Origin of the sequence: Sulfurospirillum barnesii SES-3 (assembly GCF_000265295.1) — a bacterium.
GTDB lineage: Bacteria > Campylobacterota > Campylobacteria > Campylobacterales > Sulfurospirillaceae > Sulfurospirillum > Sulfurospirillum barnesii.
The window spans coordinates 1591392-1605807 of the sequence record NC_018002.1; the positions used below are offsets into that span (position 1 = coordinate 1591392).

The window sequence follows — 14416 nt, forward strand, 5'->3', positions numbered from 1 at the left end:
CTCTCCTAAAATTTATAATTAAAGCCTACATAATAAGCAAATTCAGGCAACAAACCTAAGTAATCAGGGGTTCTCTTTTCAAACACATTATCCACGCCTGCAAACACATCGGTGTTTTTGAAAAGCTCCCTAGCAATCACTTTCACATTGGTTACACTAAAACCTCCCACATCCTCTCCATCAATGCCCTCTTGCTCACCAATGTATTTGGTGGTTGAGCGAAACTCAAGGTTTTTAATAGGTGTATAGCGAAGGCTCAGGCTTGCTATACGTTTTGGCACGTCTGAGAGTTTGGTATGTTCTGTTTTATTTTGAGCATCTTGGTAGGTATAGCCTAATTGAAGCCAGACATTTTCGTGCAATCCCACATCAAAGGTAGCCTCGACCCCTTTAATTTCACTGTCGCTAATGTTTTCAAAGGTGTTATAGTTAGAACCACCTGTTGTGTATGAGACTTGGGAGATTCGATCATCAATAGTGGTAGTAAAAGCTGCCACATCGAACATCCAGCTATCGCCGTGTGTTAAAAAGCCTATTTCAAAGGTTTCACTTGTTTCAGACTTTAAGTCGTATTGCGAGCTCTTTCCCGCACTCGTATCAATCACGGTTGCGCCTAACATTTTTCTGCCATTAGGGTTGGTTTGATTGACATAGAGTTCTCTATCATCAGGACTTCGAAACCCTTGCGCATAACTGGCTCTCAGTTTTAAACACTCCAAAAGGTCATACGTTGCCCCAACGCTCAATGAAGTCTCTTCTTCATGCGTAGAGGTTCTATCGTATCGTACACCATAAACAAAATGGAGCTTTTCAAAAGGCGTATATTCGTGTTGGACAAAAGCCCCTGTATAAGTTCTATCATCCACATTATATGCGGTAGATGTGGCATCATGGATGCGATGCTCCGCTCCTGTAATAATGCGGTTATTTTGATCCAGCGTCCATGTAAGTTGGGCATCATTGGTGAGGTACTCTAAGGTCGAGACATTCAGACTGGATTTGGAAGCTTCTTTGGAAGCGTAGCCTAATTCACTCCACAAAGGGGTATAGACTTTTCTATCTTTTTCATACCGAGAGTAGGCAAGATTGTAGGTGAGTTTAAGCGTCTCACTGGGATGATAATCAAACCCTGTGGCAATATTAAAACGCTCATTATCATCGTATTGGTGCGCTGGAATATACTTTGCCATAATGGTATTGCCAGCATTTTTATAGTTGGTTGCATAGCTTTCACTCACATAAAGCCCATCTTTTTTCTCTTTAAGATAGGACGCTTCAATATAGGCGCTAAAAAAATCACCAAAATCGTACGCTAAAGAGCCACCCACGTTTTTCGTTTCTAAATTATCGGTGTAGTCGTTGCTTATTGTGTAACTGTTTGAAAGATTATTTCGTAACGTAACAAAAGGGGATGCACCTACTCCTGTGAGAGTGGAAGGAGACTTTTCGACGCCTCCTTGCATCACTTTGACATCGGTGCTTTTTGACTTAGAGTAAGCATCACGGTTAAGATAGTTGGCATAAAACGTGTAGGAGAGTTTATTGATCCTACCTGAAACAAAGGTGTCCACACTCTCTTTATCTTTGCCACCAATTACTTGCACATTGCCACTCACATCCTCATTGGAGGGTTTTTTGGTAATGATATTAATCACCCCACCCATGGCATCACTGCCATAAAGCAAACTAGAACTTCCCTTTAAAACCTCAATGCGTTCAATCATTCCAGCTGGAATTCGCTCTAGCTCATAGGTTTTTGCAAACTCACCATTGACCCGTTTGCCATCTATGAGCAAGAGCGTATCAGAATGCCCCATACCTCGAATGCTTATCGTTTTACCTGAGGGCGCAACGTATACGAAAGGGGTTGCATTTAACACTTCTGAGAGATTACTCGCCCCTGAGTTTTCAATCTCTTCGGAGTTGATAACCTCAACGTGTGTCGTCTGTTCACTCACACTCTTTTCACTCTTCGTACCAATGGTGACAATTTCATCCAAAAAATGTACCTCATTGGCATACAAAGCCACACTGGCAATCAAACTTCCTATAAAGTATCTTTGCATTACGTACACCTCCTTTTTACATGTAAAGCGATTATTTCAAAATGGAGCGACTAGGAATGCTCAAACTATGCCCATCGCCACCATCAAGCAGGGCGGTGTATTCTCCTTGTGGCTTTTTAAAGGTAATCTCACTGTTCTCATCAAATTTTTTCTCAAAAACCACCTTTCCCTCTTGCACCACTTTAAACATCACTCCTGCCGCACTAGAGCCATCACTAAATCCCGCTTCGCAGGTAATCGTTGCATCCGCATTTTCCATGCAACTCATAAGCGCTGTGTGCGCAAACAAAGAATTTCCTAAAAGGCTCATTAATCCTATAACAACGACACTTTTTTTCATTTTTTTTCTCCAAAATATCTTTACATGTAAAAAGAAAAACGGCACGTTGATGTGCCGTTTTTCGGCCTTATTTCACACTAAAATGCAAGGTCATCACATAATTGGTTTGATCATACGCAATCCCCTCAGCCTCGCCTTTGGTTTTATCGGTGTAGTCCAGTTGTGCCACATAATTACCCAACCACGGGGTTTGAAGGGTTACTTTTCCTGCTTCATCGCTCATAAAATTTTTACTCCATGTATTAGGAGCCATGAGTGCCACTTTAGCTTTAGGAAGCGCTTTGCCATCTAGCATCAGGGTAAACGTGTTACTATTTGGTGATTCTGGAACCATATCAAGCGCTAAAAGTGTTTTACTCTCACTGCGTCCCTCACGGGCTAGAAAAATCGTACGCACGGTAAAATCAACAAATTTTCCCTTGCGAGGCGTCATCACTTCCGTGACACCCATATCGCCTACTTTATTGACAAAAATGGCAATGCCATCCTCACCTCGTACCGTTTTAAGATACGCATCTTTAGGACTGAGCTCAACGCCTTTAATCGCATCCAAACGTTTCCCATCCGCCTTTTCTTTAAAAGATAGCCAATGTCCAAAGTACTCATGAAGCACAGAGCCCTCACGCTCCAACCACAACTGATGTGCTGCCAAAGGCGCACTTAATCCAATAATAGCCATAAAAGCTAACAAACTTTTTTTCATGTTTTCTCCTTAAGATATTTAAAATACGTATTTAAAGGACGCTCTAAAATCACGCCCCGCTTCTTCAACCAAAGTATCACCGCTCTCAAATGACGTTTGTGCGTAGTACTCTTTGTCAAAGAGGTTGTTGATGGCAAAATAAAGCGTTAAATTTTTCAAAGATGCAGGTTTATACTCCAAAGAGAGGTCATGCACCACATAACTATCCCGCTTAATCTCATCGTCCAATTTACCCACAGAAGTCAGCGTATAGCCTAGAGAAAACTGGGGATTCATGCGCCATGAAGTATCCCAAACCAAGGTATCGCCTACAGAACCCGCAATACGTCTACTTAAAATGGCAACACCGTTTTCATCCTCCACATTGGCATGTAAAAAACTCAGCGAAGTTTTAAAAGGAGCCAGGGCATACGAGGCTTTAAGTTCATAGCCTTTGGAGATGACATCCACATCGCTGTTATAAATATTTGCAATGGTAGGACCACCTGCTGGATTTTTGGAAATTAAATCTGAAATAGTCGTTTTAAAGAGGCTCACACCTAAGACGATACTGTCTGTATCTGCCAAAAGGCTTTTAGTTTTATAGCGGAGTCCCCCCTCAATCTGTTTAGAACTCTCAGGCTCCAAATCGCCATTTAACGTGCCATTAAAGGTGGTTGCTGCATTGGCGTTAGAGAGCCATTGCACAGGAATGACACTGCCGATTTTAATCGCCTCACGGTAATTGGTAAAAGCGGTCAATCCCTCGATGAGTTCAATATCTAAGCCAACATTGGGGGAAAATTCATGCCCTGTCACTTCATTGCTAGGGCCGTATTCGATGGAATACTCATCCAATCGGACGCCATAGCGCAACGTGGCAATTTGATAATTGGAACTGCCTTGAACAAAAGCGCCTAAGGTTTTAGAGGTATTGGTGATGTCGCCTGAGCTGGCTTTAGTAACACCATCTTCAATATCATAATCCATCCCCACACTAAAAAGATGATTGACATCTCCTGTCGCAAAACCTAGCGTATTTTTAATATTTCCACCGTAGTTTTGACTACTTACATCCGTATGATTGGTTTTGTTGTCGTAATTGCGGTCGTTGTAGTACACGTTTGCCTTAAGATCAATCCACTCGCTTTGGGGATTGTAACGATAATCAAGCGTATAGGTATCACGTGTCGTGATGATATGACTGGTCGCCGCATTTGGATCTGGTACACCCATATCACTTCCAGAACTGCCTGCAATATAATGCCCATCATTGGTCGTATGTGTCGCTCCAAGTTTTAGACTGTGGTCATAATAGTCGAGTAAACTCGCTTTAAAGAAGTAGTTTCTATCTTTAACAGCGGTGTTATCCGCATCACCACCCTTACCTGTTCGATAATCGTGCTGATTGAGCCCAGAGACATCCAGTAAAATGCCCACATGCCCACTTTTTCCATACACGGAAGTCCCACCACGCACGCCATCTGAAGCACTGTAATAGCCACCTCGAAGCGTAGCTCCTAGCTCTTGCCCCTCTTTAAGTAAATCTTGCGCATCCACCGTTTCAAAGGCAATGCTTCCCCCCAATGCCCCATTGCCTTTATCGGCTCCTGCAATGGTTGAAACCTCAACACTTTTAAGCAATGAAGGATCAATACTCCCCACATCACCCATGTGCTGAAACAGACTTCCACCTTGTTTTGCGCCATCAATGGTAATGTTAAGATTGTTTCCCTCAATACCTCGTAGATAAACCCTTTGGGCATTTCTCGCCCCACCGCCCACCAAGACGGAAGGCTCATTTTTAAAGACCTCTTTCATCTCTTTGGCTTGTGTTTTCTCCAAACTCTCTTTGGAAATTACTTTGGCTTCACCAATACCACTCAAAGCCTCTTCCATCAAAGTCACACTCTCTAAGGTAATAAAAGCATCGGCTAACATACCCTCAGGAAGCAGACATAAAGATGCCACCAAACTAAGCCCTAAAACGCCTTTTTTTCGCATACTATCTCCTTAGGAATCTTTACATGTAAAACGGTAAATATCCTGTTTTATAAAAGGTAGACGATACTGGCTGGCTAAGTGTTGTGGCTGGCTATATCATAAATAAAAGTGATAGTATAAATAGAATTAGCTTAATTATCTATAAACATGATAATCTTTATCATAAAATAAAAATAGGAAAACTCGCTTGAGTGCCTAAAAAAGCACTCAAAACGCTAAAAAGAATAAGGAAAAATAATTATGGTGTTGGTTTTAAAAACTTTTTGTGTAGTTTTTTACGTCTATTGATATAAAGTATAACGCCTGTTAGAGCAAATAAGAGCATCCCTAAACTGGCTAAGAAAATCACGATTCTTCCACCCCATCCAAAAAATTCTCCACTGTGAAGCGGTAACATACTCGTCAAAATTTGTTCTCCCACTCCTTTATCTTCGTAGCGTGTATGCGAGAGTACTTTTAAATCTTTCATCTGGACACTAAGCATATTTATCGCCTGTGAATGGGGAGCATTTTCATCCATATAAGTAAACTCATACACCCCTTTAGAAGAAGGTAGACGCAGTGTAGCATAGGCATAAGGCTTGGATAATGTCGATTCAAAAAAACTCCATGCTTGCGTTACACCCTCCACAGCAACTGGCTTTTGAATGCTTTTTACTTCCGTTAGAGACTCAGCTTGTTTGGGCATCTTTTTTTGTCCATGATGCATCCCTTTTTTGGGCATTTCAACGCCTGCCATAGTATACAAAGAGGCTCTATACCAATCGTACGACCAAAAAAGCCCCGTAAGAGAAATGAACACTAAAAAGGGAAACATCCATAAAGAAGAAGCGCTATGCAACTGATACAAAAAGCCTCTGCCTTTGGCTTTAAAATTAATGCTAAGACTCTTTTTAAGGCTTCTTCGAATACTTCCCCAATACAAATATACCCCAGAGAAACAAAGAATAATAAGCCCAATGGTTGATGCCCCAACCAATTGTTTTCCCACTTCTGATAGCATTAAGCGACGGTGTAAATCCAATGTAGCTCTGAAAAATTGACGCCCTTTGAGCTCAGGGAGTAATTCACCTGTGTAAGGGTTCATGTAATACACCATCGTATTTCTTCCCCCACCCTGACCTTGCACACTAATGGAAGCAGACGCTTTTGGGTCTGAGAAAAGAGTGATTGCGCTGGGCGTAGCATTGGGTTTAGCCATTGCAAATGCTTCTAAAAGGGCTTCTGGCGTAAGGCGTTCTTGTTCACGTACCGTAACCACTAAACTCTCTTTATTTATCATCTCAAAAATCTCTTTTTCATAAGAGAGCACTGCCCCACTAAGCCCCACAATAACCAAAACAGTTCCTGCAAAAAGCCCTAAAAACCAATGCACATAAAACCATACCTTCTTTTGCATCTCTTGCAACTCCTCATACCTTAAAAACTCTCTGAGTTTAATTTTAACAATGGAACCTTAACGATTTGATAATAATTTCTAAAAAAGAGTGATAAGGGATTGCGCCCTTATCACTTTAACGCAGTTTAAAGGCGATGGGAAGAATAACCGTACTCAAGCTTTTTGGTTTTGGCAATTGCACGCCTTGAAGTTTTAGAGCAGCTTCAAGTGCCGCTTCATCTAAACTCGTTCTATTAGAACTTTTATGAATCGTAGCACTAACAAGCCTTCCATCCGTATCAATAAGCAAAGCAATATGAACCACCCCATTCCATCCCATACGGCGTGCGACACTTGGATAAATTAAACGAGAGAGCACTTTATCACGGATAATTTCAAAATCAGTACGCTCATACGCCTCCGCACTGGTAGAACTTGGTGTCATAGGAGTTGTAGCAGAAGCATTGCTTACAGGGTGTGCGACAGGGGTCGTTTGGGGTATAGAGTACTCCACGGGTTGTTCCATCACCTTTTCTTGAAACGCTTTGGGCTCTTCTAGAGGTTTTGGCTTTGGTTTTGGTTTTTCTATTGGTTTTACCACAGGTTCAATGGGCTTAGGAGGCTCAATGGGTTTGACCTGTTCCACCATCGGCTCAGGTTGCGGAGGTGTTGGTATTTCTGGCTTTGGTGCTATACGTTCAATATTTGAAATCTCAATCACAATCGCCTTACTTGACATAAGGTGCGTTGTCGTCTGCTCCATAAAAAGAAGGTAGAATCCTATCACACTTACATGTAAAACAAAAGAGAGAAACAGTGCTCTTCCCTCAGCATTTCCCTGTGCTATCTTATACATGAACGGCGACATACCCTCTCCTTTTCTATTTTGTCAAAATAAGCTTGTCATCTTTGGTGATACGAAGCACATACTCTACGCCATTATGGACAATTTTAATAATCTTATCTTCCCCAAACAAATACTTAGAATCCACAACTTTTTGCTTACTCATTTTTATTTACCACCATGCCAATTTTTTCAATTTCTTTGGCTTTGAGTAAATCAATAATATAAATAAAATCTTCATACGCTGCCATTTTATCGGCACTAATCGCTACAGAATCTTCTTTGCTAAGCGTTTCAAACTTTACATGTAAATCTTCACGCACAACGGCTTCGCCATTAATAAAAAACTGATGATCTGCGGTAATGCCAATTTCATAAAATTTTGGCTCTACCTTGCTAAAATTGCTTGCTTGTGGGAGAGAAATTTCTATTTTACCTAAAGCAATAAACGAAGAAACCGTTAAAACAATGGTCAATAAAACCAGCATAATGTCAATTAATGGAACGACATTAATTCCCTCAACCCGCTTTAATGATTTCATCTTCCCACTCACTTATCGCCACATCGACTTTACGCATAAATCCGCCGTAAATCATGGTTGCAGGAATCGCCACAATCAAACCCGCCGCAGTGACCTTCAAAGCAAGAGCAAGTCCTACAATAACTTTAGAGGTGTCAAGCGCTCCACCACTCATTCCAATGTCATAAAAAACAACCATAATGCCACCAACCGTTCCTAAAAGCCCAACATAAGGGGCGTTTGAGCCCATCAATGAAATGATGGTAAGGTTTTTTGAAACATCCCGCTCAAGGCTACTTTTTGTTCTGTATGTGTTTACATGTAAAGACTTAAAAAAGAAGTATCGCTCAATACTATACCCCACAACCAAAATGCTCATTAGAAATAAAATTCCTAACGCCCCATAATCTACCGCTAATTTAATATTTTCCATTTGCCCTCTATTGTTGTAATAACCATTATCAGTATTTTAGAGTTTTTGTCCTTAAGCCACTATGAAATCAATAGCTTTTATCAAAAATAAAGAAATTTTAATTAAGTCAAACAAACTCTACTAAATGTATTGTTCACATTAAGTAAACCCTTCTCTAGACCAAAGAGGGCTCTGATTCAACCTGCACTTTTCTCGACGCAAACAAAACTAAAAGCGCAAAGGCAATGGCAGCAAAAACAAAAGGAACAATGGGGTCAATTTTATATAATAAAGTGCTAACCATCGGTCCTACAATCATTCCCATCCCTTGCGCTGAAGAGACCGTTCCAGCAGCAGCACCTTGTTCTAGCTCACTAACATTATTGGCAGCAAGTGCTTGAAAGGCAGGGAAAATAAATCCCATTCCAAATGTAGCGATACAAAATCCAAGTCCTAAAGGAATCACCGTATGGCTTAATGAAATCAAGACATAACCAAGCGCTGCGATACTTCCACCCAGACGCAACCACGTGTGAGGGCTACATCCTTTGATTTTGGAGACAAGTACTTGCGCCACAATAAAGCAAATCCCCAGCAGTGATAAAATAATACCTGTCACCTTTGCCGTTTCATTTGCCTCTAACGCTAGAGTATCTAAAATAAAAAATCCTAAGCAGACCTGAGAGGTAATCACACTGTACATCGTTAAAAATGCCGCAATCATCGGCAAACGCAGCCTCACATCACTCCATTTTGGATGGGGAATCTCCTCAACATGATGTTTAGGTGTTTTAGGAATCGTCTTATAGACTAAAAATGCCGCAATGATAGGCAAAATAGCAAAGGTATAAAGAGGCACGTGTAAGCCGTACACCGCTAAAAATCCTCCAAGAGCTGGTCCTAAAATCATACCAATGCCATTAGACGCACCTAATTTTGCCATATACCCTGTACGGTTTTTCGCATCGACTTTATCGGCAATTAAGGCACTTGAAACCGCAGGAATTGCGGCATAAAAAAGACCGATTAAGCCTCTGACACACACCAGCATTACCAAAGAGAGAAGCAGGGTTGGCACATTTACAAGCGCATAATCAATAAAAACAGCTAAGAGCAAATAGGAAAACCCTACCCCTAAAACCCCTAACAATAAAACAGGCTTTCGCCCTATTCTATCACTCTTTTTTCCCCAATACCGTGCCATCACCACCCAAATAACCCCTGCAAGAGCCACCGTGAGACCCGCATGCCACTCTTCCATTTTAAGTGCTCGAATAATCGGTCCAACAACCGCTAAAAATGCCATCATTGCCGCTACACATAACACATTTACAATCATTAACGTTTTCATCTCTTTCATCGTTTACTCCTTCCTTACCCTCTTATCCTATGCATTCTACATGCGTTGTCTGTTCATCTTTTACGACCACTTCACCGCTGACATACCATGCGAAAAGGCTTGTTGCTACAGCTATCAGTGAAGTCGCCACAATAACATTGATATAACCAAATTTTCCCGCTAAACTCATGGCAACACCTGCGGAGAGAATCCCTGAAAAACTAAACACACAGTGTTGCATCGCATACTCTAAAGCAGGTGAATGCTCCACATGATCCATCATCAGTGTTGAAAGTACCGTCGCTGAGGGGCTGTAAAGAAACATCACCGAACCAATGGCTAACATACTAAAACCAAAATGCGCATACCCCAAAGCGGGCAAAAGCAAAAACAAAACACCAATACTCTGCGCAAACGGTGTCCAAATCAAAATCACCCTTCGACCAAACCGCTCAATCAGCCATCCCGCACCAAAGGCACCCACAATGCCCAATAAAGAACCAAACATACTAATATTAAGCCCAATATGATCCAACCGCCATCCTGCATCCACTAAAATTGGCGTCATTAATCCATACGCACCACTGATACACACAGGATACGCCAACAAAAGCATAAACCAACGACGTTTCTGCTGACCTCTCCAAAAACGATAAAAATCCCGCCATGAAGGTTCATGCGATTTAACAGTATAAATGGCATGTGGCTCTTTAAAAAAAAGCAGTTGTACAAGCGAAGTTGCCGTACCTGCACATAAAATGAGCATGGCGTAAAACCAACCAAAATGCTCATAGACAATCAACACCAATCCCCCACCAATAAACATGCCAATAAGTCCGCCCCCAATTTTGAGGGCATTGACCATGCCTCGATCTTTTGCCAAAACAATTTTATAGGCCAACGCATCCACAGCAATGTCTTGTGATGCCGCAAAAAAGGCAAAAAAGGCACATCCAATTAAAAGTGGCTGAAGCTGTGTGAGTACATCAAAACGGCTTACATGTAAAAGGCTAAGCACCATCAAACTCTGCCAAATAAAAAGCCACGTTCGATAATGCCCAAAGCGTTTAAAGCGTACTTTATCGATTAAAGGTGCCCATAAAAAACGAAATATCATAAAAAGCCCTAAAAAATAAATAAGACCCAACTGCTCTAAGGGAATCCCACTTTTACGCAAAATAGCCACCAAAGCCTCCATAAAAAAACCCAGTCCTAAATACTGAGAAACATAGAGATTGAGTAACAAAGATTTGTGTCGCAGTGGGATGTGTGAGCTTTTCATGAAGCAATATTCCACGCTTTAATGCGTTGTTGGGCACTCCACATCGCATGGTATTTTCCTTTTTGTCCAACCAAACTTTCATGCGTACCCTCTTCCACCAAATACCCTTCGTGGAAAACAAAAATCGTATCGGCACCGCTAATGGTAGAGAGACGATGCGCAATAACGATAATGGTTTTATCATGCATCAACGCATCAATCGCCTTTTGTACTGCCACTTCACTTTGGGTATCAAGGGCTGCTGTTGGTTCATCTAAAATGACAATCGGCGCATTTTTCAAAATCGCTCGTGCGATGCTAATGCGTTGCCTCTCTCCCCCACTTAAACTTCCCCCAATGTCGCCAATAGGCGTATGATACCCCAACGGTAAACGAGCAATAAACTCATGGCAAAACGCCGCTTTTGCCGCCTCTTCCACCTCCGCATCCGTGGCATCAGCTCTACCCATTCGAATGTTGTTTAAAATTGTGTCGTCAAAAAGATACACATCCTGAAAGACCACAGAAAAATACTTCATTAACGCATCATTTTCCATCGTACGAATGTCCGCTCCCCCAATGCGAATCACACCAGCTTGAGGATCAGCATAACGCATCAAAAGCTTTATCAGTGTGGTTTTACCAGAGCCTGAGGTTCCAACAATGGCGTTTAGTGTACGCTCTTTAAAACACAAACTGACATTCTTCAGCGCTTTTTCACGCTCGCCTTGATAACTAAAATCTACATTTTCAACGTCAATATCAAAGGTTCGAGGTACCTCATGCGGTTCTTTGCATTCTAAAGGTTTGGTGTTTAAAATAGATTTGATATGCAAAAATGCACTGTCCATCAAGTCAAACATTGGGATTACACCCAAAAAGAGGGACAAGGGTTCACTCAAACGAGAGACGATAACCAACATTGCTGCTAAACTCGGAAGCGCTAAAAGACTCTCATCAACCAAGTAACTCCCTGCACCTAAAAGCACCAAGAGCGTCACTTCAATCAAAATCCCCATAAGAAGCATCGGCAACGTCGAAACATCAATCCCCCTGCCTTGAACACACTTTACATGTAAAATTGCTTCACTCAGATTTTGAGCATTTTTGCCTGTTTGATTAAGCGCACGAAGCACAGGAAGTCCTTGCACATACTCGATAAATCCTGCTTCTAAACTTGCATTTGCTTCATTAAACTCACTCTTTTCAACAATGCTCGCACGGCGTTTCCACACATAAAGTGGAATCACCATTGGAATAAAACAAAGCATCACCAAAGAGAGTCGCCATTCGATAAAAAAACTCACCACTAACACCACCAATGGCACAACGGTAATTTGCAAAAATAAAGAAGCAACCACACCCATATGAATCACCGATTCATCAACATTGCTCGAAAAAATAGCGTTGAGTTCACCTGTTTTATACCGACTAAGCTCTTCTTGAGGCATGTTTCGAAGCGCACTTCCTAGCTTTGTACGCAAATCGTGCGTGACTTCAGCGATGTAACCTGAGTAGTCAAAATCATGCCCCATCCACTTCAAAACGCAAAAAAGAAGGCTAAAAAGTCCCATCCAAGCAAACCAAAAAAGTACATCACCCAGCACAAATGTCGGAGCAAAGAGTGCTTTCAGCAGAGGATAAAAAAGGCAAAAGGCAATGCCTTGTGCAATGAATGCTCCTGTAAAAAGAGCTAAACTGCGTTTATACCCACTGGCATAATCCCCTGCTAACTCAACAGAAAGAGCAAAGACTTTTTGAAGCGGTGCGTAATGCTGTTCCTTTTGACTCATGCAATCTCCTTTGCGGCACGTAAATCCCAATGTTGCGCTTTTTCGTAATTTGCCCAAAGCGAAGCATAAAGCCCTTGTTCAGCTAAAAGCGCTTCATGCTTTCCACTCTCCTTAATACGCCCCTCATCAAACACAATAATATGATCCACATCTTTAATCGTAGAGAGTCGATGCGCAATAATAATAACCGTCTTATTTCTTGTTAAATTGGCAAGCGCTTTAACAATTTCTTCTTCATTCTCAGGATCAGCAAACGCTGTCGCCTCATCTAAAACAACAATGGGCGCATTACGTAAAATGGCACGTGCAATGGTGAGACGTTGCTTTTGACCGCCTGAGAGCCTTGTACCTCTATCGCCTGCCAACGTATCGTAGCCTTGAGGCAAACTCATAATAAAATCATGGATTTGCGCTGCTTTGGCTGCTTCTATGACCGCATCATCACTCGCCTGTGGATTTGCCATTTTGATATTTGCTTTTAAGGTATTGTAAAACAAAAAAGTATCTTGAAAAACAAAGGAGACGTGCTCCATCAATACCTCAGCATCCATGCTTCGCACATCAACACCTCCCACTAAAATGCGCCCCTCATTGACATCCCAAAAACGAGGAATCAACTTTGCAACCGTACTTTTACCAGCACCTGATGGGCCAATAAGTGCGGTTACACCACCTGCTGGCACTTCAAAACTAATGGATTGTAAGGCATAATGACCATTCTTTTCATAGCCAAAACTGACATTCTCAAACACAACACTCGCATCGTTTGGAATCAAAGTTTGAGCAGGATAAGATAATGGCGCAATGGAAAGTATCTCTTGAATGCGGTTGGCGGAAGCTTGCGATTTTTTGATGAAATTGCTCATCCACATGAGGGGCATCATGGCATCTGCCATTCCTGTACTGATGAGCAAAGCAGCAATAAACGGCGCAAAGTTAAGAGAGTGGTTTGCAATAAAATAACTTCCCACACCCCCAACGACCAATAGCGTTGGCATCGGACTTAAAATCATCATCCCAAATTTAGCAGACATCGCCGTCTCATCAATCCACGCTTTGAGGCACTCTTTGTAACGTAATAGGGCATTGCTATAGCGCTTAAACGAACTGCTTCCATCATCAAACGTTCTTACCACACCCATCGCTTGGACAAACTCAATCACAGAGCGATTAATCTGCTCTTGCGAAGCATCATAGTTTTTGCGATGTTCGACGGAATCTTGCATCACAATGCCCATAATCGCACCGCCAATGACCAAAACAGCAATGCTTGCCAATGCCAAACGCCAATCAATGAACACAAGAGCTATCAAGGAAACAATCGGCGTAGCAATACTTTTACCAATCATCGGAGTGCTATCTGCCACAAAGGCGTGCAGGTTTTTAACATCATCTAAGAGCACTTTTTTCAGTGCTCCTGAGCCCGTACTAACAATATGCCCCAAAGGAATTTGTGCCAAATGCTCAATCAGCCTCTTGCGCAAAATCTCTTCGAGCTTAAAGGCTCCGTGATGGGAAACTAAAAAGGCGTATTTAGAAAACCAAAACGAACCTATGGCAATCATGCCTAAAAGACTAAATGCTCCCCAAAAACTTACATGTAAACCTAAAAACAGCACGCTTTCATGCAAAGGTATATTCATCACATACGCCAAAAGTGCCATATCCACCACCAACAACGCTCCTCCTAAAACAGAGAGGAGAATGGCTGTTTGTATCTCTTTTTGAACGGGAGCCATGATCGCCCATAGCCCCCTTTTTTCTTCTTGCATTCAT

13 protein-coding genes are annotated in these 14416 nt (G+C 41.8%); all 13 read right to left on the bottom strand.

Annotated elements, in window-relative coordinates; genetic code table 11:
- Positions 1-5: 5 nt before the first annotated feature.
- The gene (locus tag SULBA_RS08020; RefSeq protein WP_014769789.1) at positions 6-2066 is read right to left on the bottom strand and encodes a TonB-dependent receptor plug domain-containing protein; all 2061 of its coding nucleotides are present in this window, start codon (positions 2064-2066) and stop codon (positions 6-8) included.
- A gap of 31 nt (positions 2067-2097) precedes the next feature.
- Positions 2098-2406 (bottom strand): hypothetical protein, encoded by a 309-nt coding sequence (locus SULBA_RS08025; RefSeq protein ID WP_014769790.1) that lies wholly within the window; start codon positions 2404-2406, stop codon positions 2098-2100.
- A gap of 67 nt (positions 2407-2473) precedes the next feature.
- Positions 2474-3109, bottom strand: coding sequence for a hypothetical protein (locus SULBA_RS08030; RefSeq protein ID WP_014769791.1), 636 nt, complete (start codon positions 3107-3109; stop codon positions 2474-2476).
- A gap of 18 nt (positions 3110-3127) precedes the next feature.
- Entirely contained in the window at positions 3128-5092 is a 1965-nt protein-coding gene (locus SULBA_RS08035) for a TonB-dependent receptor domain-containing protein (RefSeq protein WP_014769792.1), read from the bottom strand.
- Between the two features lie 238 nt (positions 5093-5330).
- On the bottom strand, positions 5331-6491 hold the full coding sequence (locus SULBA_RS08040) for a PepSY-associated TM helix domain-containing protein (protein ID WP_014769793.1): 1161 nt from the start codon (positions 6489-6491) through the stop codon (positions 5331-5333).
- Positions 6492-6606: 115 nt separating this feature from the next.
- Positions 6607-7338 (bottom strand): energy transducer TonB, encoded by a 732-nt coding sequence (locus SULBA_RS08045; protein ID WP_014769794.1) that lies wholly within the window; start codon positions 7336-7338, stop codon positions 6607-6609.
- 13 nt (positions 7339-7351) lie between these two features.
- Positions 7352-7480: a hemin uptake protein HemP gene (gene hemP, locus SULBA_RS08050; protein ID WP_014769795.1), complete on the bottom strand. Its 129-nt coding sequence runs from the start codon at positions 7478-7480 to the stop codon at positions 7352-7354.
- Positions 7473-7856, bottom strand: coding sequence for a biopolymer transporter ExbD (locus tag SULBA_RS08055; protein WP_014769796.1), 384 nt, complete (start codon positions 7854-7856; stop codon positions 7473-7475). The genes hemP and SULBA_RS08055 overlap by 8 nt, the downstream gene beginning before the upstream one ends.
- Positions 7834-8268 carry a TonB-system energizer ExbB gene (exbB, locus tag SULBA_RS08060; protein WP_014769797.1) on the bottom strand — a complete coding sequence of 145 codons (435 nt, stop codon included), beginning with the start codon at positions 8266-8268 and terminating at the stop codon, positions 7834-7836. The genes SULBA_RS08055 and exbB overlap by 23 nt, the downstream gene beginning before the upstream one ends.
- Before the next feature lie 154 nt (positions 8269-8422).
- On the bottom strand, positions 8423-9607 hold the full coding sequence (locus SULBA_RS08065; protein ID WP_014769798.1) for an MFS transporter: 1185 nt from the start codon (positions 9605-9607) through the stop codon (positions 8423-8425).
- 22 nt (positions 9608-9629) lie between these two features.
- Positions 9630-10868, bottom strand: coding sequence for an MFS transporter (locus SULBA_RS08070; protein ID WP_014769799.1), 1239 nt, complete (start codon positions 10866-10868; stop codon positions 9630-9632).
- Positions 10865-12640, bottom strand: a complete 1776-nt coding sequence (locus tag SULBA_RS08075) for an ABC transporter ATP-binding protein (protein ID WP_014769800.1) — start codon at positions 12638-12640, stop codon at positions 10865-10867. Before SULBA_RS08075 ends, SULBA_RS08070 begins: the two co-directional genes overlap by 4 nt.
- Positions 12637-14412, bottom strand: coding sequence for an ABC transporter ATP-binding protein (locus SULBA_RS08080; RefSeq protein ID WP_014769801.1), 1776 nt, complete (start codon positions 14410-14412; stop codon positions 12637-12639). Before SULBA_RS08080 ends, SULBA_RS08075 begins: the two co-directional genes overlap by 4 nt.
- Positions 14413-14416 lie beyond the last annotated feature (4 nt).

Excerpts from the sequence above, each read along its gene's own strand:
- exbB (WP_014769797.1), bottom strand. The coding sequence starts at position 8,268 with ATGGAAAATATTAAATTAGCGGTAGATTATGGGGCGTTAGGAATTTTA.
- hemP (WP_014769795.1), bottom strand. The coding sequence starts at position 7,480 with ATGAGTAAGCAAAAAGTTGTGGATTCTAAGTATTTGTTTGGGGAAGAT.
- SULBA_RS08025 (WP_014769790.1), bottom strand. The coding sequence starts at position 2,406 with ATGAAAAAAAGTGTCGTTGTTATAGGATTAATGAGCCTTTTAGGAAAT.
- SULBA_RS08045 (WP_014769794.1), bottom strand. The coding sequence starts at position 7,338 with ATGTCGCCGTTCATGTATAAGATAGCACAGGGAAATGCTGAGGGAAGA.
- SULBA_RS08035 (WP_014769792.1), bottom strand. The coding sequence starts at position 5,092 with ATGCGAAAAAAAGGCGTTTTAGGGCTTAGTTTGGTGGCATCTTTATGT.
- SULBA_RS08040 (WP_014769793.1), bottom strand. The coding sequence starts at position 6,491 with ATGCAAAAGAAGGTATGGTTTTATGTGCATTGGTTTTTAGGGCTTTTT.
- SULBA_RS08020 (WP_014769789.1), bottom strand. The coding sequence starts at position 2,066 with ATGCAAAGATACTTTATAGGAAGTTTGATTGCCAGTGTGGCTTTGTAT.
- SULBA_RS08075 (WP_014769800.1), bottom strand. The coding sequence starts at position 12,640 with ATGAGTCAAAAGGAACAGCATTACGCACCGCTTCAAAAAGTCTTTGCT.
- SULBA_RS08070 (WP_014769799.1), bottom strand. The coding sequence starts at position 10,868 with ATGAAAAGCTCACACATCCCACTGCGACACAAATCTTTGTTACTCAAT.
- SULBA_RS08030 (WP_014769791.1), bottom strand. The coding sequence starts at position 3,109 with ATGAAAAAAAGTTTGTTAGCTTTTATGGCTATTATTGGATTAAGTGCG.
- SULBA_RS08055 (WP_014769796.1), bottom strand. The coding sequence starts at position 7,856 with ATGAAATCATTAAAGCGGGTTGAGGGAATTAATGTCGTTCCATTAATT.
- SULBA_RS08065 (WP_014769798.1), bottom strand. The coding sequence starts at position 9,607 with ATGAAAGAGATGAAAACGTTAATGATTGTAAATGTGTTATGTGTAGCG.
- SULBA_RS08080 (WP_014769801.1), bottom strand. The coding sequence starts at position 14,412 with ATGCAAGAAGAAAAAAGGGGGCTATGGGCGATCATGGCTCCCGTTCAA.